The sequence below is a fragment of the Halomonas aquatica genome, assembly GCF_040196335.1.
GTDB classification, from domain to species: domain Bacteria; phylum Pseudomonadota; class Gammaproteobacteria; order Pseudomonadales; family Halomonadaceae; genus Halomonas; species Halomonas aquatica.
The window spans coordinates 440,485-463,186 of record NZ_JBEGCJ010000001.1 but is presented as its reverse complement, the minus strand read 5'-3'; the positions used below and the strand labels follow the sequence as shown (position 1 = coordinate 463,186).

Genomic DNA, 22,702 nt, shown 5'->3' with positions numbered 1-22,702 from the left:
AGCAACTACAGGTTCAAGTCGTGGTCACATGGAGGTGACCGCTTTACAAGAACGCGTCACATCGAGCATCGAGGAGCGAGGAGATGTCGGAGACACGCCAGGACATCGGCATCGGCGAGCTGGCCCGGCGGGCCGGCTGTCTGCCGGAAACCGTACGCTACTACGAACACGTCGGCCTGCTGCACGAGACCTCGCGCACCGAGGGCGGGCAGCGCCGCTACGGGGAGGAGGCCGTCCGGCGGCTGACCTTCATCCGCCATGCCCGGGACTTCGGTTTCTCGGTGGAGGCCGTGCGCGAGCTGCTGGCGATGTCGGACCGGCCCGACATGTGCTGCGACGAGGTCGACACCATCGCCAAGCACCACCTGGAAGAGGTGGAGTCTCGGCTGCAGCGGCTCTCGGCGCTGCGCGACGAGCTGCAGCGGATGATCGGCCAGTGTGCCGGCGGCAAGGTCGAGAGCTGCCGCATCATCGAGGTGCTCAGCGACCACCAGCTGTGTGACAGCGACACCGCCCACGGCGGGGCCCACGACCTGGGCGAGCCGCCCGCGGCCGCCGCCAGGCGGACGTGACGGCGCCACTCAACCCGGCCCGGCGCCTCAGCGCGTCAACAGGCCCTGGGCGAACGCCTCGCCGAGGCGGTCGACGGCCACGGCCAGCTTCTCGTCGATGACGTGGAGATACTCCGTCCAGTCGTCGATGTGGCGCAGCTCCGACTTGCCGTCCGAGATGCCGCGCAGCACGACCAGCGGTACTTCAAAGCGCGTGCAGGTGCGCAGGCAGGCATAGCTCTCCATGTCCACCATGTCGGCGGCAATGCCGTCATAGGCCGCGCCAGAGACGATATTGGCGCCGGTCGAGAGCGTCGCCTCGCGCAGGCCGGGAATCCGCAGCGGCAACGGCAGCGTCGCCGGCAGGTCGAGGAAGGGGGTGACGCCCTGCTCGAAGCCCAGCGGCGAGGCGTCCATGTCGCGGTAGGCGACCGAGGTGGCCTGATAGACCTCGGTCTGCTCGAGCGCCCGGCTGCCCGCCGAACCCAGCGACACCACCAGGTCCGGAAGCTGCCCGCGGCCCTCAAGCCCGGCCAGCGCGGCGGTGAGCTCCACCGCCGCCTCCACGGGCCCCACGCCGGTCATGAAGGGGGCAAAACGCGCCTTGAGATGCGGGCCGTATTCGGCATCGGCCGCCATCACGAAGAGAATGGATCGGCCGCCCAGCGCCGTCAGGGGCGCCATTGCGCGTTGCGTCTTGCTCATCCCGAGAATCTCCCAAAGCCCATCAACACCACCATCATGGCGGGCGGGGGGGTGAGTGCAAAGCGCGCGGTGGCTCGATCGGTGCTTAGCGGGCCGTTCGAGAAGAGGGCGAGCCTGGACGAATTGCCCCAAGAAAGATTGTCATCAAGCTCTGACATATTATTGTCTTCACCCTATGCTGATGGAACAGGCAAACCGCAAGTGAATGTCGATGGCCGATCACATGGCCGAACTCCGCATTGCCCCTTCAAGGGTGATGCCACCAATTACTCGCTGCCCGATACTGATGATGTAGCAGGGTGCTATGAGATCCCGATCGAAGAGATGCAGGCGATTTCTGGAAAATTGGCTTTCGATGCGGAAAAAGTCACGGAGCAAATGCGATGACATGCCAGAGGTGGTTACTGACGATTTTCGTGGGAGCGCAGCTTGCTTCGCGATGGGGTAGGGCTGGCTATCTAATGCCTGTTAAATGTCTATGATTGAGCACGATAAATTCCGGGCTTTGGTTAAGCAGCTGTATGCCACGGTCAATGAGTTAGAGGTGATGTTCCCAGGCAGGCATTTTACTCCGGATGGCCATATGGTCGGTAGCTTGGGTGAATGTTTGGTCGCAGATGCGTATGACCTTGAGCTTAAAACGGCATCGAACAAAGGCTATGATGCTGTCACCGACAGCGGACTAGAAGTTGAGATCAAGGCCACACAGTCAAAATCTGTTGGGTTCCGCAGTCAGCCGCAGCATGCAATCATTATCAAGATATTGCCTGACGGGACATTTGAAGAAATCTATAACGGGCCTGGTGCCCTTGTTTGGGAGAAATTCAAAGATAAACGGATGCCGAGTAATGGCCAGTTTCAGATATCTCTCAACAAGCTTCGGCAACTCAATCAATCAGTGGCTTATGTAGACCGAGTGCCAAGGGCCATTTAACAAGGCGCAGTAGTTCTTGGCCAATGGTTGCTGGTCGCTTCTGACATGGCATCACTGTGCTTGGCGTTATACATAGAAAAAAAGAGAGGTAATATGTACTGTGTTGTGGACACGGAAAAGTCTTTTGAGAAAGCCTCCACGGATCTTGAAATCGAACTAAAGAATCTGGTATATGGTGTGCTTCATATTCATGATTTAAGATAAAAACTTCGTAGTAAGAGCGTAAGCTTTGAAGAAGATTGCAAGGTGTTTTAGGTCTGTATCCCAGAACAAGCCGCCAAGGTATTGTTAATCGACATGCAACTCAATATGGCTTTGCCATGTCGTATTTCAGTATTTACGGAAAAAGTATCTACCAAGATCGGGCTGATAAAGTCCGGCAAAATGCTGTCTGAATTATCGAACGCCCTCCCCCTTTATAGAGATAGCAAATGATGTTGAGGATAAGGCAATTCAAATGATAGAGCATTACTTGTAATGCGGACGAGTATAACCATTGTTTGCAGCCGGATAAGTTCCTGAGCTGGCGCTTCAGATTAGCCACTGATGCCTGGCGTTACCGCAGCCTGAACGTTCGTTTCGTGGCCGAAAGAAGAGTGTTATTGCGGGTTGTGCAAGGGAGCCTCGCTCACCAACTCCCCAACCCACTCACCCGCATCACCCGCCGCTCCACCGCGTCCAGCAGCTGGCCCCGCCCGGTCTCGACCAGGGTGAGCCAGTGGCGGGCGCGGGTGATGCCTGTGTAGACCAGCTCCCGTGTCAGGATGGGGTTGGGCGCGTCGGGCAGCAGCAGGGCGGTGTGGGTGAACTCCGAGCCCTGGGACTTGTGCACCGTCATCGCGTAGACCGTCTCCACTGCCTGCAGGCGGCTGGGCAGCACCCACTTGATTTGCTCGCTGCCGTCGCCTGCAGGGAAGGCCACCCGCAGCGTCGGGCCTCGGGCGGCGCCGTCTGTTGATGCGGCCGGCTGAGGCAGCGCCAGGGTGATGCCGATATCGCCGTTCATCAGCCCCAGGCCGTAGTCGTTGCTGGTCACCAGCACCGGGCGGCCGGGGTACCAGAGCCGCCGGCCGTCGCCGGTGTCGATCCATCCTTCCTTCTCAAGCGCGGCGCGGATGCGCTCGTTCAGTCCCTCCACGCCCCAGGGCCCACGGCGCAGGGCGCATAGCAACTGGAACTGGCCGTGGGCGATCAGCACCGCGCGGGCCCAGTCGTCCAGGGCCTCTCGAGAGACATCACCCTCAGGCTCGGCCATTGGGCGGCGCTCGCGCATCGTCTCGAGATAGTGGTGATAGCCCACCGGCGGCGTCAGCGGCTGGCCGCGCAGCATGCGGCCCTCGCCACCGTTCGGGAAGCCCTCGGGCTGGCCCGACACGACCAGCCGCTCCAGGCGGCTGTCGCCGTCGCTGTCGAGCTTCATGTGGGCGAGGTCGGCGTAGCCCGCGTCGAGCACCTGCTGGATCTCGCGGCGTTTCTCCTTGCCCGTAGCGTCGCGGCTTGACGCTTGTCCCTCACGGTTCACGGCCCCGGCGAGCCGGCCGATGCCGCTGTCGGCATGGAAGCGATGGCTGACGCGCAGCATGGCGATGGCCTGGTCTAGCGGGGTGCCGTCCGGGTCGATGACCTCCGGGGGCAGGGCCTGGCCGGTGGCGTCACCGAGCCACCCGGCGGTTGAGGGGGTGTAGTGGCCGCCCTCGGCCCGGGCGCACAGGTCGCCGAGCACGGAGCCGGCCTCCACGGAGGCGAGCTGGTCCTTGTCGCCCAGCAGCACCAGCCGGGCGCGGGGCGGCAGGGCGTCGAGCAGGGCGGCCATCATCTCCACGTCGACCATCGAGGCCTCGTCCACCACCAGCACGTCCAGCGGCAGCGGGTAGCGCGCGTTGTGGCGGAAGTGGCGAGTGTCGGGTCTTGAGCCTAAAAGCCTGTGCAGGGTGGTGACGTCGGTGGGGATGGCCTGGCGAAGTGCCTCGACATCATTGTCGCGAGGTGAACATCGCTCCCACAGGGTGGCCAGGCCATCCAGTTGCAATGAGCTGACCTGGCCGGCGATGGATTCGTTGAGGCGCGCGGCGGCCTTGCCGGTGGGGGCGGCCAGGCGGATGCGCAGTGAGCGCTTGCCCCGGCTCAGCGCCAGGGTCTGAAGCAGGGCGAGCAGCTTGACCACGGTGGTGGTCTTGCCGGTGCCGGGGCCGCCGGTGATCACCGCGAAGGGCGAGCGGGCGGCCAGCGCGCAGGCGGTACGCTGCCAGTCGAGGGTCTCGGTATCTGGAAAGAGGGCGCCCAGGGCCTGGGCGATATCGGCGGTCGCCGGGGCCGCCTCGACGCCCAGCCGGTCGCCGACATGGCGCTGGATCGAGCGCTCGTGGTGCCAGTAGCGGCGCAGGTAGAGCCGAGTGCCGTCGAGCACCAGCGGGGTGTTGCCGGGGCCGCCTCCCACCAGCAGCGGGTGGATGAGTGCCTGCTGCCAGTCGGCAAGCGTCAGGTCTCCGAGCAGGTCGCTGGGCAGCGGCGGCGGCTCGTCCAGGCTGTCGCCCTCCGGCGGCAGCGAGAGGGCGAGGTCTGGCTCGGCCAGGGTGAGAGAGAGGTCGAGGCAGACATGGCCGCGGCCGAGCTGGTGGCTGGCGAGCGCCGCGGCCAGCAGCAGCGGCGTCGGCGCGTCCGGCACCTCGCTGGCCAGGAAGGCGGCGAAGGCGCGATCCAGGGCACGCAGCCAGCCCCGCGCCACCCAACGCTCCAGCAGGGTGAAGAGCGCCTCGCGATCCTGCAGGGCCCGGGGCGCATCGTTCACGGCGGAGAGGGTGGGGGGCGTCATGCGTGGGCCTCCTTGGCGGTGGCATCCGTGGGCGCGCGGAACAGGGCGTCGAGCTTCTCGATCAGCTCGCGGGGCGGGCGCTCGCGATGCACGCCGCGAGAAGGCGCGCCCTGGCCGCGCAGGAAGACGTAGAGCGCCCCGCCCAGGTGGCGGTCGATGTCGTAGTCGGGCAGGCGTGATTTCAGCAGGCGGTGCAGGGCCAGCAGGTAGAGGGCGTACTGCAGGTCGTAGCGCTTGGCGAGCACTGTCTCGGCCAGCGCCGCCTCGCCGTAGGCCTCGTCGTCGCGCCCCAGGTAGTTGGACTTCCAGTCGAGCACGTAGAAGCGCCCCTCGTGCTCCACCACCAGGTCGATGAAGCCCTTGAGCATGCCGTTGAGGGTGTCGGGCGTGAGCGCCGGGCGCTCGGCCCCGCCCAGTGTGTGAGCGCTCACGAGGGCATCCAGTTCGCGGGTGTTCACCCGGTGGGCGGCGAACCAGAACTCCATCTCCACCTGGTAGTGAGTGCTCGCCAGCCCCGCCAGCTTTAGTGGCGCCACCGTGCCTTGAGGGGATTGCGGCACGGGGATCTCGGCCGTCAGTCGCTCGCGCAGCCAGTCCTGCAGGGCGGGGATGCGATCGCGCCAGCCACGCAGGTTAGCGCGCCGCGCCAGGGGATCGTTCAGGCGCTCGGGCTCGGCGGCCAGTCGCGCGAAGCCCTCGGCGCCGGCCCATTCCAGCAGGCCGTGCAGGAAGGTGCCCGCGGCGGGCCCGCGAGGAAAGCGGTGAAGCGAGCCCTCGCTCACCCCGGCGGCCGGAGCGTCGCTGGGCTCGTCGATCATTTCCCGGGCGGTTGATTCCAGAGCGGTCTCGGGCTCTGTGACCGGAGCGGATTCGGGCTCCATGAACGCAGCGGATTCGGGCTCGCTCCCGCCGGCGATGCGCTCATCGCCAAGGGTCAGCGCCGAGTAGCTGGCGATCCACCAGTGCTCCCGGGCGCGGCGGCTTGGCACGAGCGCCTCGCGCAGCTCCTCGTCATGCGCCTCTGACGGCAGCGTATCGGCAGTGGCCTCCGGGGCTGGCTCGACCACCAGGGCCTCGGGCTCTGTTCGCGACGCCGATGCCTCGCCTTTTGCCAGCGGCGCCAGACACTCGCCGAGGCGCTCGGGGGCGATCGGCGCGCCGGCGGTGAGCACCTGGCCGATGGCGCTGCGTTCCAGCGACTTTAGCGGTGCGATGCCGAGCCAGGTGGCATGCCGCGCCCGGGTCAGGGCCACGTAGAGCTTGCGCAGGTCCTCGCCGAGTCGCTCGTCGTCGGCCCGTTCCAGCGCGGCCTCGTCGGGGGTGAGCGTGAGCCGCCGCGTGCCGTCGTCGTCGTGCCAGGTGAGCGGCAGGTCGCCGGCCTTCTTCTCGCGGAAGGCGCAGATGAAGGGCAGGAAGACCAGCGGGTACTCCAGCCCCTTGGACTTGTGAATGGTGATTACCTGCACCAGGTCGGCGTCGCTCTCCAGCCGCAGGCGGTGGGTGTCGGCCTGCTCGGGGGGCTGGCTCCTGGCCTCGCTCAGGTAGCGGATCAGGGCATGCTCGCCGTCGAGTTCGGTGCTGGCCTGCTGCAGCAGTTCGCCGAGGTGCAGCAGGTCGGTCAGGTTGCGCTCCCCGCTGGCGCTGGCCAGCAGCCGGGTGGGCACCGTGAAGTCGGCCAGCAGGCGATGCAGCATGGGCAGCACGCCACGGCGCTGCCACTGGCGGTGGTAGGTGCGAAACTGCATCACCCGTTCCTCCCAGGCCAGCTCGTCGTGCTGCAGGGCATCGAGCTCGGCGAGCCCCAGCCCGAGGCTCGGCATGGCGAGCGCCGCATGCAGCCGGCGTTCGCTGTCTGGCTCGGCGCAGGCGGTGAGCCATACCTCCAGCTCCACGGCCGCCGGGGTCTCGAAGACGCCTTCCTTGTCGGAGAGATAGACGCTCTTGATGCCCCGCGCGAGCAGCGCCGTGCGGATCGCCTTCGCCTCGCTGCCGTTGTTGACCAGCACGGCCAGATCCGAGGGCTTGAGGGGGCGGAACTCCTCACTCGGCTCGCTGAAGCCTGTCCGCCCCGCCTGGCCCTCTCGCAGCAGGCTGGCCATGTGGCTGGCGCAGCGTCCGGCCATGGCGTCCAGGTAGGCGCCCTTGGCGAGGCCGTCATGGCCGGCGTGCTCGCCCTGTAAATGCCAAAGCGTCATGGCCGGCTGGGGAGCGCCGTGGCGGGTCAGCACGTCCTTCCGGCCCTTGGCGGAGACGGGCAGGAAGGGCACGGGATTGTCACCGTCCGGGGTGCGGAACAGGAAGGCGCCGCGGCCGGCGGGCTGGTCCTCGGCATGGCGGAACAACCGGTTGACCGCGGATACCATGGCGCTCGCCGAGCGGAAGTTGGTGCCCAGGGTGACGTGGCGCCCCTCGGTGTCGCGGCGGGCCTGGAGGTAGGTGTGGATATCCGCGCCGCGGAAGGCGTAGATCGCCTGCTTGGGATCGCCGATCAGCAGAACGGCGCTGGGTGTCTCGCTTGCCTGAGCGTTGGGTTGTGCGGGCTCGCTGAGCCGGTAGACATGGTCGAACAGCCGGTACTGCACCGGGTCGGTGTCCTGGAACTCGTCCACCAGGGCCACCGGGAACTGCCGGCGCACGTGCTCTGCCAGCGCCGTGCCTGCAGGGCCTTCGAAGGCCCGGTCGAGCCGGTCGAGCAGGTCGTCGGGGCCGAGCTCGGCGCGGCGCTGCTGCACCCGCTCGCGGCGCGCGGCCATCCAGTGCACGGCGTGGGAGAGCAGGTCGGCATGGGCGTCGGGCAGGGCCTCAAGGGTATCGGGAAGGGCTTGGAAGGCCTCGAAGGCCGGATGCGTCGGGGGCGTTTCCTTCCACACCTCGGCGATGCCTTCGGGCGTCAGTCGATGCCAGACGGCCGCCTTCCGGTCAAGGTCCGGCCAGGTCAGGTCGGTCGTGGCCCACTCCAGGATCTTCTCCAGCCACTTGCTTCGATGGTCATTACGCAGCTTGCTGCCATTGAACACCTTGGTCTTCTGGCCTTCATCGAACAGCCTGGTCAACTCTTCTACCCACTCCGGCCAGGGCTCCTTGAGCTTGGCCAGCACGCTGGCGCGCTCTGCCTGCATGGCGGCCAGTGCCCCGGCGGGGGGCGGGCCATCCGGCAGCAGGTCGGCATCGCCCTGCAGCCGGCGCACGTCCTTGGCCAGGGCATCGGGGGTCTCCCAGTAGCGGGTGACCACCGCCAGGGCCTCGGGGTCCAGGGCGTAGTAGAAGCTGCGCCAGTAGTCCCTTGCGACCTCGAGCTCCAGCTCCGACTGGTCGAGGCTCATCTCCAGCGAGAAGAGGCTGCCGCTCTCGAAGGCGTGCTCGCGCAGCATGCGGTGGCACCAGGCGTGGATGGTGGAGACCGCGGCCTCGTCCATCCACTCGGCGGCGAGCTGCAGGCGGCGGGCGCAGGCGGGCCAGCGCTCGCGGGGGTAGCTGTCGCGCAGGGCGAGTAGGGGGTCGCCTGGCGAGTCATCCAACGGGGATTCGGCGAAGAGGTCACCCGTTTCGCTTGGGGGCGGAGCTGATCCGGCGACAGACCCCGAAGTGTCGGACCATCGCGGAGGCACTGTGGACCCGTCCCTGGGCGCTACATTCGACATCCCTGTCGAATGACCTCCGCTTCGGTCTGCCCCCGGCGCTACGTCGGTGTCTTTCGTCTCTGCACCGGTGTCCAGGAAGGCGTCCGCCGCCTCCACCAGCCGGGCGCGGATGCGGTCGCGTAGCTCCCGGGTTGCGGCGTTGGTGAAGGTCACCACCAGGATCTCCGGCGGGGTGAGGGCGCGGGGGAAGCTCTCTGCGTCCGCCTCGTCGCGGGGGCCGAGCACCAGGCGCACGTAGAGCAGAGCGATGGTGAAGGTCTTGCCGGTACCGGCACTGGCCTCTATCAGCCGGCTGCCGGTCAGCGGCAGGTGGATCGGGTCCAGGGTCGGCGGGGTGGTCGCGTTCATGCTCATGCCTTGCCTCCCTTTTCCTTACTGTCCTTTTCGTTACTCCCCTGTTCCTTGCTGCCCCGGGTCTTCTTCTCCTTCTTTACCGCCCGAAGCAGGGGCGCGTAGAGCCGCTCGGCCAGCACCGCGAAGCCGCCGCCCTCTTCGGAGGCCACCAGAGACTCGAGCTCCTGCCACTGGCGGGCGAGGTAGGCATCGCGGTCGAGCTCGCCGCTGCTGAAGCCGCTGCCATGGAAGGCGGTGAAGGCGGCCTTCCAGGCCTTGTCATCCTCCTCGCTGGCCTCGCCGGCTAGGCAGCGGGAAAGCGCCTCGGAGGTGCCGCCCTTCTCCAGCCAGGCGAAGGCGGTGTCGCGGGCCAGGGGCAGGGGCGCGGTCATGCCTATTTGCCAGGCCTCGGCGATGGCCGTGAGCCGCTCCCGGGCCTCTTCGGCGGGCAGGGGGGCGAGCTCGCCGCCGCCGGCGCGGGAGAGCAGCCGGGTGGTCATGGGGCCCTCGAGCTGGCCGGCCAGGTGGGCCACCCAGGGGCCGAGCCAGTGCTTCCAGTGGTACTTGCCCTTGCGCACCAGGCTGCTGGTGCTGAGTAGCAGCCGGCAGCGCTCGCCGGCGTCATTCTCGCGCAGCTCGCCTACCCAATCCTCCAGCATGAGGTCATCGTCCGCCGCGCCGCAGAGGCGCCAGGAGATCGACAGCGGTTCCTCCTCGGCATTAGGCCAGGCCTCAAGCGCCTGGCGGTACTCCTCGAAGAGCCCCTCCATGGGCTCCACCAGCTCGTCGCGCATCTGCTCGGCGAAGCCGCCCATGGCCAGTCGCCCCTCACGCTCGAGGCGCTCCAGGGTAGCGAGCATCGTCGGTTCATGGGGCTCGCCGGCCTCGACGGCCAAGCGACTCGCCTGGATCAGCGCGTCCTGTAGCTGCCAGTGGTCGAGGCCGTCCAGGGCGAAGGGCTCGTGGTCGAGCCGCTCCATGGCCTCCGTTTCCAGGTGGACCCTGAGGCGGGTGTTGTAGAAGGCCTTCACCGGGTCCTTCAGGAAATGGCCCAGTTGGGCCAGGGTCAGCGGGGCCTCCTGCTGGAAGGGGGTGAGCGGATCCTGCGCGGCCGGGGTCGTCTCCTTCCCGCCGCGGTGCAGCTCGCGCCACTCGTGGGCGTAGGTGGCCAGCGGAGACCCTTCGCGGAAGTACTCGATGCTGAAGGGCTGCAAGGGGTGCTCGGTGGTCAGCGCGTCGAGCAGCGCCTGGCCGTCTCGGTCAGCCTCGTGGGCGGGTGACTCTTTACCCGACAGGCGCCAGCCGCGGGCCAGGTGGTCGCGCAGCTGGCCGAGCAGCACTGAGGGAGGCTGCTCGCTGTTGTCGACGATGCTGCGGCCCACCCAGCTGATGGTCAGGCGGTCGCGGGCCGAGAGCAGCGCCTCCAGGAAGAGGTAGCGGTCATCCTCGCGACGCGAGCGGTCGCCGGGGCGGTAATCCTGGCCCATCAGGTCGATGTCCAGGGGGCGCTGGGTGCGCGGGTAGTCGGCGTCGTTCATGCCCAGCAGGCAGACATGGCGGAAGGGGATGGCGCGCATCGGCATCAGGGTGGCGATGTTTACGGCACCGGCCAGGAAGCGCTGGGAGAGGCTTGCCTCGTCCATCTGGGCGAGCCAGTGCTCGCGCACCACCGAGAGCGGCAGGGCCTCGCTGAGTCCGGCCTCCTCGGTGCTCTCCTGCCAGTCCTCCAGCGCCTGCTCGAGCCGGGTCAGTGCCAGCAGATCCTGGTCGGCATCGGGCAGGAAGCAGGCCTCCAGCAGGCCGCGCAGCCGCTCGCCCCAGGTGGCCGGGTCGGCGGGCTCGCGCAGGCGTGCCCACTGCTCTTCCAGTACCTCGATCAGTTCCATCAGTGGCCCGGCCAGCGCCGCCTCCAGGCCGCCGATGTCGTCGTAGGGCTCGATGCCCTGCCAGGGCCCCTCGGCCGCGTCGCCCACCGCATAGCCCAGCAGCAGCCGGCGGAGACCGAAGGCCCAGGTGTTGGCGGCGAGACCCTCGGGCAGCTCGAGGCTCTCGCGCTGGCGTGCGTCGAGCCCCCAGCGGATGCCGGCGCCCTCGACCCAGCGGCGCAGGGTGGGCAGGGCGCTCTCCGCGATGCCGAAGCGGGCGCGCAGGGCGGGCACCTCGAGGAGGTCCAGCAGATCGCTCACCGAGAGGCGCAGCTCCGGCAGGCGCAGCAGTTGCTCCAGGGCGATCAGCAGCGGCAGGCGGTGGCGGCTGGCCTGGTCGGAGAGGGTGAAGGGTATGTGGCGCGGGTCGTCCGGGTCGAGGCGGCCGAACACCGCCTGCACGGCGGCGGCGTACTGGTCCACGTCGGGCACCATCACCAGCACGTCCCGCGGCTTCAGGGTGTCGTCCTCGCTGAAGGCGGCGAGCAACTGGTCGTGGAGGATCTCTACCTCGCGCAGGGCGCTGTGGGCGATCTGGAAGCGCAGCGAGCCGTCCCGGGCCGGGTCGACGGCGGGCCAGGTCTCGCGGGTCTCGCGCAGCGGGCGCAATTCGAGGATGTCGTCCTGCAGCTGGCGCAGCAGGCGGGGCTCGGCCTCACTATTTCCCTCATCATTTCCTTCATCCAGCGGCGAGTCGAAGAGATCGATACGCAGCGCCTCGGCCTCGAACATCTCGCGGTAGCCCTGGGCCTCGTCGAACTCGTCGAGCAGGCGCAGGTAGTCGCGTCCCTGCTTGCCCCAGGCGGCCAGCAGCGGCTGGGCGTGCAGGTGCAGTTCGGTCTCGGCGAGGTCCGCCGGCATGCCGGGGCGGCGTTGCTGGCGCTTCCTTTCGGCACGCAGCAGATCCTTGTGCTCGATGATGTCGGCCCAGAAGTGGCGGCAGGGATTGTGCACGCAGAGCAGTACCTGGCTGACCCGCGACATGGCGGCCAGGGCCTCGAGGGTCTGGGCGGGCAGCGAGGAGATGCCGAACACCACCACCCGGCGCGGTAAACCCGCCAGGTGGGTGCCTGTAGTCAGCTCGCGGCAGGCCTCGAGGAAGCGCTCATGGACCATGGCGCGGCTTGAGGCCAGGCCCTCTGGGCCCTGGGCTTGCAGGATGTCGTCGCGAAGGGCACGCCACAGCTCGGCCTGCCAGCGCTGCTCCGGGGGCAGGCCGCGGCGCTCGCCCCGGGCGGAGATCAGCACGTCCTCGCCCGCCGCCCAGGCGGTCAGCCAGTCGGCGCGGTAGACCTGGTACTGGTCGAAGAGGTCGGCCAGCCGTTCGGCCAGCTGGTGGCGCTTGCGCAGGTCGTCGTCCTCGGCCAGGAAGCGGGCCAGGGGAGCGAAGACCGGGTCATCCAGCAGGGCAGGGAGGAGGCGCATCAGCCGCCACAGCAGCCGCGGCTTGTCGAAGGGCGAGACCGGCGGCACGGCGTCTTCCCCCTCCCTTTGTGAAAGGACACTGCGGTAGGCCTGCCACAGGAAGCGAGCCGGCAGGGTGACGTCCAGGGCGGCGGCGATGCCGGCGCCGCCGTTGGCCTCGCCTTCGGACGGGTCTTGCGCGAGGGCCAGTTTCAGCCACTGGCTGATGCCGTTGCTCTGCACCAGGATCGTCTCGTTCTCCAGCGGCCCTAGCGGGTGGCGGTGCATCCACTCCACCGCCAGGCCGCGCAGGGCTTCCAGGCGGTTGCCGTGGATCACCATGAAGCCGGGGGCGAGCTCGGGATTCCGTGGAGCGGGGGGAGGCATGGCGATTCCTTCGCGACGAGCGGGCAGGGGTCCATGGTGCCGCAAATCGGCGCCGGCTTGAATCGATGAGGGCTCGGCGATGGCCGGCCGAGCGGTTACCATCGGAAATCCTTCATCCGCGACCGGAGAGATGTCCATGAGCGACTACCTGCTGGACGAGCACGGCCTGAGCCCCGGCAAGATCTACCGCCTCTTCTCGGGCAGCATCTGCCCCCGGCCCATCGCCTGGGTGTCGACCCGGGACGCCGAGGGCCACCACAACCTGGCGCCGTTCTCCTTCTTCAACGTGGTGAGCGTCAATCCGCCGGTGTTGGGCTTCTCGCCGCTGCTCGATGGCGACGGCAACGCCAAGGACACCATCCGCAACCTGGACGAGGTGCCCGAGTGCGTGGTGCACATCGGTGGCGAGGGGCTGGTGGAGGAACTCAATGCCACCAGCACCGGCCTGCCTCGCGATGAGGACGAATTCATCTTCGCGGCGCTGGAGAAGGCCGAGATGCCCGGTGTCTCGGTGCCGCGTGTGGCGGCCGCGCCGGTGGCCTTCGGCTGCCGCCTGCGCGAGATCATCCGCTTCGGCGACCAGCCCCTGGCCGGCAACCTGGTGCTCGCCGAGGTGGTATCCATCCACGTCGATGAGGCCATCTGGGACGGGCGCCACGTCGACCGCGAGGGTCTCAGGCCCATCGGGCGGATGGCCGGCAACGACTATGCCCGCTCCACCGACCTCTTCGTGGTGGAGCGCCCGGCCTCGGGCAATGGCATGAGCCAGAAGGACGCCGGGCGCTGAGCCGCCGGACTGGCGGCGGTTCAGTCGCCTCCGGCGTGGTCTGCGACTGGTTGGCCCGCCGCGAAGGCCATCAGGTTGGCGAAGGCGTCGCCGAAATAGAGCTCGTAGCTGTCCTTCTCCACATAGCCCAGATGCGGCGTGGCCAGCAGGTTGGGCAACTCGAGCAGGGGATGGGTGACGACCGGCTCCTCATCGAAGACATCCAATGCGGCCTGTCCCGGTCGTCCGGCCCGCAGTGCCGCCTCCAGGGCCCCGGTCGCGATGAGCGGGGCGCGGGCCGTGTTGACCAGCACGGCGCTCGGCTTCATGCGCGCCAGGTGATCCGCGGTGACGATGCCGCGTGTCTCGTCGTTCAGGCGAAGGTGCAGGCTCAGCACGTCGCTGTGCTCGAACAGTGCCTCCTGGCTGTCCGCGAAGTCGAGCCCTGCCTCGGCGGCGCGCTTGCGACTGCCCTCGCGCCCCCAGACCAGCACCTTCATCTCGAAGGCCTGCGCGTAGCGTGCCATCAGGGCGCCGATCTTGCCGTAGCCGAAGATGCCGAGGGTACGGCCCCTGAGGCCGGTGCCCAGGGTGCATTGCCAGCGGCCGGCGCGGAGGTTGGCCATCTCCTCCGGAAGATGTCGCATGGCGGCGAGCACCAGGCCCCAGGTCAGTTCCGCCGCGGCATGGGGCGAGCCGGTGCCGGCCATCACCGTGATCCCCCGCCGACGACACGCCTCGAGATCGACATGGGCCACGCCGCCGCCGGTCTGGCTGATCACCTTCAGGGCCGGCAGGCGGTCAAGGAGCTCGGCCGTGATCGGCGTACGCTCGCGGATCAGCACCAGCGCCTCGGCATCGGCCAGGCGTTCGGCCAGGGTGTCGAGATCGGTGACGGTGTCGTGGTGCAGCGCCACGTCGTGACTGGCTAGCCGGTCGAAGGCGTCGAGGTGGCGCACGGCGTCCTGGTAGTCGTCGAGGATCACGATCTTCATGAGCGGGGGTTCTCGGGGAGACCAAGCTGGTCGGCCAGGTCATGGAAATCGTCGGCCACCCGGTCGAAGCGAGGATCGACGGTGAGGTCGGGGATGGCGTCGGGACCGTGCTCCAGGGGGCGTTTCACGAAGGCGGTGCGAAAGCCCTCGTTGTAGGCCGCCTGCAGGTCGTTCTGGTGGGCGGCGACCAGCATGATCCGCTCGGGTGGCAGGTCGAGCAGGTGCGCCACCATCTGGTAAGCCTCCGGGTCACGCTTGTAGTGGCCGGCGAGCTCCGCCGAGAGCACGCAGTCCCAGGGCAGGCCGGCGCGTTTAGCCATGTTCACCAGCAGGGAGACGTTGCCATTGGAGAGGGTGGTCAGCACGTAGCGCTGGCGAAGCCGGGCAAGGCCCGTCACGCTGTCCGGCCAGGGGTCCAGGCGGTGCCAGACGCGATTCAGGTGCTCCCGGTCGGCCTCGTCGAGGGCCTCGGCGAGGCCGAATTCGTCCAGCAGGCGCTCAAGAGTCATGCGGTGCAGGTCGTCGAGCCGTGTCCACGGCAGCTCGCCGCGCCGCACCCGATCCATGGCCGGGGCGTAGCCGCCCCGCCAGGCATCGGCGAAGGCGGCCCAGTCCACCTCGAGGCCGCGCGCGGCGCCCAGCGCCTCGCCCTCACGGATCACGCTGCTGCGCCAGTCGACCACGGTGCCGAAGACATCGAAGGCCAGGGCCCTGACATCGGCCAGGTCGGAAGGGGGATGGGAAATCATGAGTCTCCATAACGAAACAAGTCAGGCAGGAAAAGGTCAGGCGGTAACGAGTCGAGAGCATGCCCCGGGTCGAGTGATCCGGCCATCCACAGAGGTGTCCGCTCAGCCTCGACGGCCGACGGCGTCCTCGACCAGCTCCAGATGATCCTGTCCCCAGAACGGCTCGCCGTCGACCATGTACCAGGGCGCCCCGAAGCAGCCATCGGCCAGGGCCGCCTGGCAGGTATCCTCGAGGCGCTGTCGTCCGGCATCGCTCTGCGCCTCGTCGAGCAGCGCCCGGCCGTCCAGCCCGCAGGCATCGGCGATCTCGCGCAGTGTATCGAGGTCCGCGATGTTGCGCTCCTCGACCCAGCAGGCTCGCATCAGGGCGAGGGACAGTTCGGCGATTTCGTGCCCCTGGGCCTTGGCCGTCAACGCCAGCCGGCCCGACGGACGATCATCGGTGGGGAAGTACGCCGGCTCCGGGTTGAGGGGAATGCCGAGGCGCTGCGGCCAGCGCTGGAGCTCGACCAGGCGGTAGGCCTGGCGCTCGGGCGCGCGCTTGGCCAGCGGCAGTCCACCCGTCTTGGGGAAGATCGAGCCCATGCTGATCGGCACATAATCGATGACGGCGCCGTGCCGGGCGGCAATGTCGCCGAGGCGTGCATGGCCGAGGTAGCTCCACGGCGAGACATGGGTGTAGTAATAGCGTATCGATTTCGACATGGAGTGCGCCTCAGCGGTAGGTGTCTCGGTACTGCTCGCGCAGCTGGTTCTTCTGTACCTTGCCCATGGTGTTGCGCGGCAGGTTGTCGGTGAAGAAGACCCTCTTGGGCTGCTTGTATTTCGCCAGTTGGCCCTGCAGGAAGTCGAGCACCTGCGCCTCGCTCAGCGTGGCCCCCGGCTCAGGGACCACCACAGCGGTGACGCCCTCGCCGAAATCCGGGTGGTGCACTCCGATCACCGCGGACTCGTTGACGCCCTCGAGCTCGTCGATCACCTGCTCGACTTCCTTGGGATAGACATTGTAGCCCCCCGAGATCACCAGGTCCTTGTCGCGGCCGACGATATGCACATAGCCGCGCTCGTCGACCATCGCCAGGTCGCCGGTGATGAAGAAACCGTCCTCGAGCAGCTCCTCCCGGGTCTTCTCGGGCATGCGCCAGTAGCCGACGAAGACATTGGGCCCGCGGATCTCCAGCATGCCGATATCGCCCTTCGGCACCGGCTCGCCGGTCTCGCGGTCGGTGATGCGATACTCCACGCCGGGCAGCGGCATGCCCACGGTGCCGGCGCGGCGCTCTCCGTCATAGGGGTTGGAGAGGTTCATGTTTGTCTCGGTCATGCCGTAGCGCTCGAGGATCGCATGGCCGGTCATCTTCTCGAAGGCCTGGTGGGTCTCGGCGGTCAGCGGGGCCGAGCCGGAGACGAACAGGCGCATCTCGGCGGTCACCTGAGGGGTCAGGCGCGCATCCTGGACGAGGCGGGTGTAGAAGGTCGGCACGCCCATCATCACCGTACCGCGAGGCATCTCCTCGAAGATCACGTCGGCATCGAACTTCGGCAGGAACAGCATGCTGGAGCCGGCCATCAGGGTGACGTTGCAGGCCACGAAGAGCCCGTGGGTGTGGAAGATCGGCAGGGCATGAATCAGCCGGTCGCGCTCGTTGAAGTGCCAGGCCTCGACCAGGGTGGCGGCGTTGGAGCCCAGGTTGCGGTGGGTGAGCATGGCTCCCTTGGAGCGTCCGGTGGTGCCCGAGGTGTAGAGGATCGCCGCCAGGTCGTTGGCGTCGCGCTCGACGATGTCTTCGCGCGGCGTGGCGCGCTCGGCGGCCTCCATCAGGCTGCCCTCTGCCTGGGTGCCGAGGGTCGCAACCTGTGGGCAGCCGTTATCTGCGGCGATGCTGCGCGCCATGTCGACATCCTCTGGCCGGCAGACGAACAGTGCCGGTTCGGCATCGGCCAGGAAGTAGTGGATCTCCTCACCCGTGTAGCCGGTATTGAGCGGCAGGTAGACCCCGCCGACCCGCAGGGTGGCCAGGTAGAGCAGGATCGCTTCGGGGCTCTTGTCGACCTGCACGGCGACGCGGTCGCCCGGCGTCACGCCCAGTGAGGTCAAGGCGCCGGCCAGGCGTTCGGTGGCGGCGAGGGCCTCGTCATGGCGGTAGCCATGCCCCTGGAGCGTGGTGATGAAGTCGGCACCGCCGCGCTCGCGCATGCGTCTGGCGAAGGTGTTGAAGAGGTTCTGGTTCATTTGGCGGTTTCTCCCTTGAGCAGCTTGCGGGCACGGCGGTTCAGGTCACGTACGGCCGAGGAATGGGCGATCGTGCCGCTGGTGATGTATTGCTCGTGGTTGCGTTCGATGTTGTCGAGGACATAGAGGTAATTGACCATCAGGCCGGCGGACTGCTGCATGCCCTTGCGCGACACGTCGCCCAGCCAGTTGAGGCGATGCAGCTCGGCGCCGTTGCCGAGGTGGAAGCGGGCCACCGGGTTGAGCGGCAGTCCCCTGGCGTTCTTCTCCTCGAGCAGGTAGCGCGCGGCGAGCGGCTTGACGAGGTCGCCAAGGCGTTCGGAGCGCTCCTTGTCCTTCGGCCAGCCCGGGTCGTCGAGCGCCTCGAGCAGGGCCAGGGCCTCGGTGTCCAGGGGGCTTCCCTTGTCGACCTCCTTGTCTCGGTTGGGCTCAAGATAGGTCGCCTCCAGCCAGGCACGGAAGCCGGGCACCGGCGAGAGCGTCACGAAGTGCTTCAGGTCCGGCAGCTCCTGCTTCAGCTCCTGGACGACCTGCTTGATCAGGAAGTTGCCGAAGGAGGTGCCGCGAAGGCCGGTCTGGCAGTTGCTGATGCCGAAGAAGGCGGCGGTGTCGGCGGCTTCCGGGTCCTCGATGTCGTAAGTGTCGGGGTCGATGATCGCCTGTATCTGGTCCGGCAGTCCCTTGTGCAATGCCACCTCCACGAAGATCAGCGGCTCGTCGCCGATGGCCGGGTGGAAGAAGGCGAAGCAGCGGCGGTCGCGGTCATCCAGACGACGGCGCAGGTCGTTCCAGTCGTGGATCTCGTGCACCGCCTCGTAGCGGATGAGCTTCTCGAGGATCGCCGCGGGCGTGTTCCAGTCCATGCGCTTGAGCACCAGGAAGCCGCGGTTGAACCAGGAGCCGAAGAGGTGCGCGAAGTCCGCATCCACTGCCCGCAGCTCCGGCTGGTCGCGCAGCAGGTCGAGCAGGTCCTCGCGCATGTGTACCAGCTCGTGGGTGCCGCCGCTGGTCAGGTTGAGTCGGCGCAGCAGCTCCTGGCGGCTCGGTTCGCAGGCATCGAAGAGCACCTGCAGGTCACGGTTGTCGCGGGTCTCGCGGTAGGTGGCGTAGGCCGCGTCGACCGCCACCGGGTCGGCGGAGAACTCCGCGGTCAGGCGCTCGAAGAAGCGTTGCTTCTCGGCGGCGTCGAGCCGCGCGTAGATGTCCAGGGCGCGGCTGGCCAGGGCGATGCTGGAGGCCTCGCCATCGCTTTGCAGCAGGGCCCGGCAGGCCTCCAGCAGATGGGTGTGGACGAAGTGGGTGCGATCGTCCGTTCGCCGCCGGAGCAGGGCATCACGCCGGGTGATGTTGCTGAAGAGCTCCTGCAGAAAGCTGATGTTCATGACGTCTTGCTCCTGGTCGACTGCGCGTCAGTTCATGATCAGATCGGGCAGCCAGGTGGCGATGCCGGGGAAGATGCACAGCAGGACGATGCCGAGCACCATACACAGGGCATAGGGCAGGCTTCCGAGCAGGAGGTCCCTGAGAGCGATGTCGGGGGCGATGCCCCTGATGATGAACAGGTTCAGGCCCACAGGTGGCGTGATCAGGCCGATCTCCAGGTTGATGGTCAGCACCACCGCGAACCAGTAGGGATCGAAGTTGGCCGCCAGGATGATCGGCAACAGGATCGGGGCGGTCATCACGATCACCGCCACCGGGGGCAGGAAGAAGCCGGCTACCAGCAGGAAGACGTTGATCACCCCCATCAGTACCCAGCGGTTGACCTCGAGATCGGCGATGGCGCCGGCCACGGTCTGGGTGATGAACAGGGAGGAGAGCGCATAGGCGAAGATCTCGGCACAGGCGATGATCAGCATGATCATCACGCTCTCGCGCAGGGCATCGCGGAAGACCACCTTGAGCGGCTTCACCTGCCACATGCGGTAGACCAGGATGGCCAGCGCCAGGCACAGGAAGGCACCGGCGCCCGCCGCCTCGGACGGCGTGGCGACCCCGCCATAGAGGGCAAAGAGGATGCCGGTGACTACCACCAGGAAGGGCAGTACGCGCACCAGGGCCTTCATGTTGCTCTCGACGTTCTCCTTGATCTGGTTCGCTGCCGCGGCCACCGGGCTAGGGGTGTCGTAGCCGCCGGCCATCTTGCAGGCGATCAGCGTCCAGGCCATGAACAGCAGGGCCAGCATCAGCCCTGGCATGGCACCGGCGATGAAAAGGCGGCCGATGGAAGTCTCGGTGGAGATGCCATAGACGATCATGGTGACCGAGGGCGGGATGAGGATGCCCAGGGTACCGCCCGCGGCGATGCAGCCGGCCGCCACGCCGTCGGGGTAGCCTCGCTTGCGCATCTCGGGGATGCCGAGCTTGCCGATCGCCGCGCTGGTGGCCGGTGAGGAACCCGACAGGGCGGCGAAGATCGAGCAGGCGCCGATGTTGGCGATGGCCAGGCCCCCGGGCACCTTGCCGAGCCACAGGTCCAGCGAGCGATACAGGTCGCGGCCGGTCGGCGACGAGGCCACGGCGGCGCCCATCAGGATGAACATGGGGATGGCGACGAAGCCGAAGGAGGCGAGGCTGCCGAAGAAGGTCTCGCCGAAATAGGTCAGCTCGCTCATGCCCTGGTTGAGGACGAGTGCGGTCAGGGAGACGCCGCCCAGGGCGAAGGCGATCGGGGTGCCGATGGCCATCAGCACGAACAGCGCCACGACAATGAGAATTCCGCTGGTTACCGGGTCCATTCAGGTGTCTCCGCGAAGGATTTCTGCGACGTACTGCAGTGACAGCAGGCTGATGCCCACGGCCATGGGCAGCAGGGCCGGCCAGAGGGGAGGGTTCCACACCGTGCCGGTGGTCCAGCCCCCGTGCAGGGCTTCCAGCACATAGAGCCAGGAGGCATAGGCCAGGGCGACGCAGAAGGCCAGGCCCACCAGCGAGGCGACGAGGTTCATCAGCCGCCGGGTCAGGCCACCCAAGGCGTCGGGCAGGACCGTCACGGCCACGTGGCCCCCGGTCAGCAGGACGTAGGGGGCGCCGAGCAACATGGCGGCCGTGATGGAGAAGACGGCGAATTCGGTCTGCCAGATGGTGCTCTCGCCCAGCATGTAGCGCATGAAGATCATGTGGCAGACGACCAGCACGCCCACCAGCAGCAGGGCGCCGGCGAGGACGGCGGTGGCGCTGGATAGCGTGTCCATCAGGCGTATGTAGAGGCCGATCACGCCACGCCTGGGCGCAATCGTGTGGCTGTGTGTGTCCATCATGCGTCTTCCGGTGTCGAGGAGATGAGGGCCGCCCCAGCCGGGGCAGCCTTGGAAGGAAGGGCCGGGTGATTCAACCGGCCCATGGGCCCGCTCACTCGACGGCCAGGGCCGCGTCGATCAGCGCCTGCCCGTTGGGCACGTTCTCGGCGAAGGTCTTGTAGGAGCTCTCCTGGGCGATGGACAGCCAGGCCTGGTAGTCCTCCGGCGACATCTGCACGACCTCGACGCCGTTCTCTGCGAACACGTCGGCCATCTTCTGGTCGAGCGCCGCGGCTTCTTTGGCGAAGTAGGCCTCGGCCTTCTCGCCGGCCGCGTTCAGGGCCTGCTGCTGCTCCTCGGTGAGGTTGTCCCAGCTCTGCTCGGAGATCAGGATCGGCTCGTACATGAACCACAGGGCATTCTCGCCGGGGGCGGTCAGGCAGCTTACCTGCTCGTAGATGCGGTAGGAGACGAAGGAGCCGGAGGAGGTGTTGGCCCCGTCGAGCACCCCGGTCTGCATCGCGGTGTAGATATCCGAGGAGGGCATCGAGGTGATCGAGGCGCCGGCGGTGGCCAGCATCTCGTCGAAGGCCGGACCCGCGGCACGCATGGTCTGCCCCTCGACGGTGTCCGGCGAGGTGATGCAGCGAATGTCGGAGGCGAAGCCGCCGGCCAGCCAGGCATCGGCCAGCACGCGGGCACCAGCCTCATTGATGACCTCCTTGATCATGCCCATGAACTCGGAGTCGTTGAGGCGCTGGGCACGCTCATGGTTGCGCACCAGGCCCGGCATCAGGGTGGCGGAGAATTCCGGGTGGCGACCGCTGGCGTAGTCGAGCGGCAGCGAGGTCATGTCGAGGCGGCCCCGCACCAGGGCGCCCCACTGCTCCTTGGCCTTGAACAGCGACTGGCCCGGATAGACCTGGATCTTCAGGTCGACGCCGGCGGCCTCGACCTCATTGGCCATCATCTGGACCATCTCATCACGCACGTCACCCTGGCCACCCGGGAACTGGTGGGAGGCGCGCAGCACGGTCTCGGCGCTGGCGGAGGAGGCGAAGGCGAGGGTCAGCGCGGCGGCGGCCGCCACGGGGGTGAGCTTGGCATTCATGGTTGGCATCTCCTGGGACTCTTGTTTTTGTGCAATGTTTTTGTGAGGCGTTGTTGTGAGGTGTCGTTGTGAAATGAGCGTGTGTAGTTGTTGTGAAACATCTATCAGCTATGCTGATATATATTTCAATAGTCTCTAGGCATACCAGTGTCAATATTAGAGGCTTAGACATAGGTGGGGGCAGCCCGATGTCCCATCGTCGATTCTCGCCAGTTTGTCAGGGAGATACCCCGTGAAGACCAAGCGCTCAAATGCCCAGCGACTCAGGGATTCGCTGGAAGACGACATCATCAATGGACGACGGACGCCCGGCGAGAGGCTCGACCCCGAGTCGCTGTGCCGGGAGTTCGATGTTTCCCGGACCCCGGTGCGGGAAGCCATCCAGCAATTGGTGGCGAGTGGCCTGGTGACGGTGGAGCCGAAGAAGGGAACCTTCGTGGCCAGGGTGGGCCTCGACCAGCTGATCGAGATGTTCGAGGTGATGGCGGAGCTGGAGGGCATGTGCGGACGCCTCGCCGCCCGGCGCATCTACGAGGAGGAACTCGTTGCCTTGCGCGAGGCGATGGAGCGCTGCGAGGCGGCGGCGAGGGCCGGCGACACCGACGAGTACTACTACGAGAACGAGGGCTTCCACCACGCCATCTATGCGGCCAGCCACAATGCCTTCCTGGCCGATGAGGCGCGCCAGCTCAAGCAACGCCTCAAGCCCTATCGCCGCCTGCAGCTGCAGGTCCGCAAGCGCATGAGTCGTTCCCTGGCCGAGCATCGCGAGATCCTGAACGCCATCGAAGGCGGTGATGCCGATTCGGCGGAGCAGATCATGCGCGAACACGTGCTGATCCAGGGCGAGCGTTTCAGCGACTTCGTCGCCAGCGTGCGACGCTTCGAGGCCTGCCAGGGAGATGTCGACTGATCAT

The 22,702-nt window shown here is 67.2% G+C and carries 18 protein-coding genes; 6 read left to right on the top strand and 12 right to left on the bottom strand.

What is annotated here, in order from left to right; all coding sequences use genetic code 11:
• Nucleotides 1-83: 83 nt before the first annotated feature.
• Complete coding sequence (locus tag ABE960_RS02085; RefSeq protein ID WP_349760560.1) at nt 84-572, top strand: MerR family transcriptional regulator; 489 nt, start codon at nt 84-86, stop codon at nt 570-572.
• Nucleotides 573-599: 27 nt separating this feature from the next.
• Here the strand turns inward: ABE960_RS02085 and ABE960_RS02080 are convergent, their stop codons facing one another.
• Entirely contained in the window at nt 600-1,256 is a 657-nt protein-coding gene (locus tag ABE960_RS02080) for a 5'-methylthioadenosine/S-adenosylhomocysteine nucleosidase (RefSeq protein ID WP_349760559.1), read from the bottom strand.
• Nucleotides 1,257-1,307: 51 nt separating this feature from the next.
• On the opposite strand from ABE960_RS02080, the gene ABE960_RS02075 reads away from it, so the two are divergent.
• From ABE960_RS02075 to ABE960_RS02065, 3 genes are all read left to right on the top strand, one after another.
• The gene (locus ABE960_RS02075) at nt 1,308-1,643 is read left to right on the top strand and encodes a DUF427 domain-containing protein (protein ID WP_349760558.1); all 336 of its coding nucleotides are present in this window, start codon (nt 1,308-1,310) and stop codon (nt 1,641-1,643) included.
• 91 nt (nt 1,644-1,734) lie between these two features.
• The gene (locus ABE960_RS02070) at nt 1,735-2,190 is read left to right on the top strand and encodes a DUF6998 domain-containing protein (protein WP_349760557.1); all 456 of its coding nucleotides are present in this window, start codon (nt 1,735-1,737) and stop codon (nt 2,188-2,190) included.
• Between the two features lie 297 nt (nt 2,191-2,487).
• Nucleotides 2,488-2,625 carry a hypothetical protein gene (locus ABE960_RS02065; protein WP_349760556.1) on the top strand — a complete coding sequence of 46 codons (138 nt, stop codon included), beginning with the start codon at nt 2,488-2,490 and terminating at the stop codon, nt 2,623-2,625.
• 193 nt (nt 2,626-2,818) lie between these two features.
• Here ABE960_RS02065 and recD read toward each other — a convergent pair whose 3' ends face one another.
• The 3 genes from recD to recC are packed head-to-tail and all read right to left on the bottom strand — an operon-like array spanning nt 2,819 to nt 12,692.
• Nucleotides 2,819-5,002 (bottom strand): exodeoxyribonuclease V subunit alpha, encoded by a 2,184-nt coding sequence (gene recD / locus ABE960_RS02060; protein WP_349760555.1) that lies wholly within the window; start codon nt 5,000-5,002, stop codon nt 2,819-2,821.
• Nucleotides 4,999-8,991, bottom strand: a complete 3,993-nt coding sequence (recB, locus tag ABE960_RS02055; protein ID WP_432765328.1) for an exodeoxyribonuclease V subunit beta — start codon at nt 8,989-8,991, stop codon at nt 4,999-5,001. The genes recD and recB overlap by 4 nt, the downstream gene beginning before the upstream one ends.
• A gap of 2 nt (nt 8,992-8,993) precedes the next feature.
• A complete protein-coding gene (recC, locus tag ABE960_RS02050; RefSeq protein WP_349760553.1) occupies nt 8,994-12,692 on the bottom strand; it encodes an exodeoxyribonuclease V subunit gamma in 3,699 nt (1,232 codons plus the stop codon).
• Nucleotides 12,693-12,828: 136 nt separating this feature from the next.
• Here recC and ABE960_RS02045 point away from each other — a divergent pair, with 136 nt between their 5' ends.
• Nucleotides 12,829-13,479, top strand: a complete 651-nt coding sequence (locus ABE960_RS02045; protein ID WP_349760552.1) for a flavin reductase family protein — start codon at nt 12,829-12,831, stop codon at nt 13,477-13,479.
• Nucleotides 13,480-13,499: 20 nt separating this feature from the next.
• On the opposite strand, the gene ABE960_RS02040 is transcribed toward ABE960_RS02045, so the two are convergent.
• The 8 genes from ABE960_RS02040 to dctP form a co-directional block, all read right to left on the bottom strand.
• Nucleotides 13,500-14,453, bottom strand: coding sequence for a D-2-hydroxyacid dehydrogenase family protein (locus ABE960_RS02040; protein WP_349760551.1), 954 nt, complete (start codon nt 14,451-14,453; stop codon nt 13,500-13,502).
• Nucleotides 14,450-15,202 carry a haloacid dehalogenase type II gene (locus tag ABE960_RS02035; RefSeq protein WP_349760550.1) on the bottom strand — a complete coding sequence of 251 codons (753 nt, stop codon included), beginning with the start codon at nt 15,200-15,202 and terminating at the stop codon, nt 14,450-14,452. The genes ABE960_RS02040 and ABE960_RS02035 overlap by 4 nt, the downstream gene beginning before the upstream one ends.
• A 102-nt stretch (nt 15,203-15,304) precedes the next feature.
• Complete coding sequence (locus ABE960_RS02030) at nt 15,305-15,907, bottom strand: 2-hydroxychromene-2-carboxylate isomerase (protein ID WP_349760549.1); 603 nt, start codon at nt 15,905-15,907, stop codon at nt 15,305-15,307.
• Between the two features lie 10 nt (nt 15,908-15,917).
• Nucleotides 15,918-17,435: a malonate--CoA ligase gene (locus tag ABE960_RS02025; RefSeq protein ID WP_349760548.1), complete on the bottom strand. Its 1,518-nt coding sequence runs from the start codon at nt 17,433-17,435 to the stop codon at nt 15,918-15,920.
• A complete protein-coding gene (locus ABE960_RS02020) occupies nt 17,432-18,817 on the bottom strand; it encodes a malonyl-CoA decarboxylase (protein ID WP_349760547.1) in 1,386 nt (461 codons plus the stop codon). Before ABE960_RS02020 ends, ABE960_RS02025 begins: the two co-directional genes overlap by 4 nt.
• A gap of 27 nt (nt 18,818-18,844) precedes the next feature.
• Nucleotides 18,845-20,173: a TRAP transporter large permease gene (locus ABE960_RS02015; protein ID WP_349760546.1), complete on the bottom strand. Its 1,329-nt coding sequence runs from the start codon at nt 20,171-20,173 to the stop codon at nt 18,845-18,847.
• Complete coding sequence (locus ABE960_RS02010; protein WP_349760545.1) at nt 20,174-20,695, bottom strand: TRAP transporter small permease subunit; 522 nt, start codon at nt 20,693-20,695, stop codon at nt 20,174-20,176. It lies immediately after the preceding gene.
• Between the two features lie 91 nt (nt 20,696-20,786).
• On the bottom strand, nt 20,787-21,785 hold the full coding sequence (gene dctP, locus ABE960_RS02005; RefSeq protein ID WP_349760544.1) for a TRAP transporter substrate-binding protein DctP: 999 nt from the start codon (nt 21,783-21,785) through the stop codon (nt 20,787-20,789).
• Nucleotides 21,786-22,017: 232 nt separating this feature from the next.
• On the opposite strand from dctP, the gene ABE960_RS02000 reads away from it, so the two are divergent.
• Nucleotides 22,018-22,698, top strand: coding sequence for a GntR family transcriptional regulator (locus ABE960_RS02000; protein WP_349760543.1), 681 nt, complete (start codon nt 22,018-22,020; stop codon nt 22,696-22,698).
• Nucleotides 22,699-22,702 lie beyond the last annotated feature (4 nt).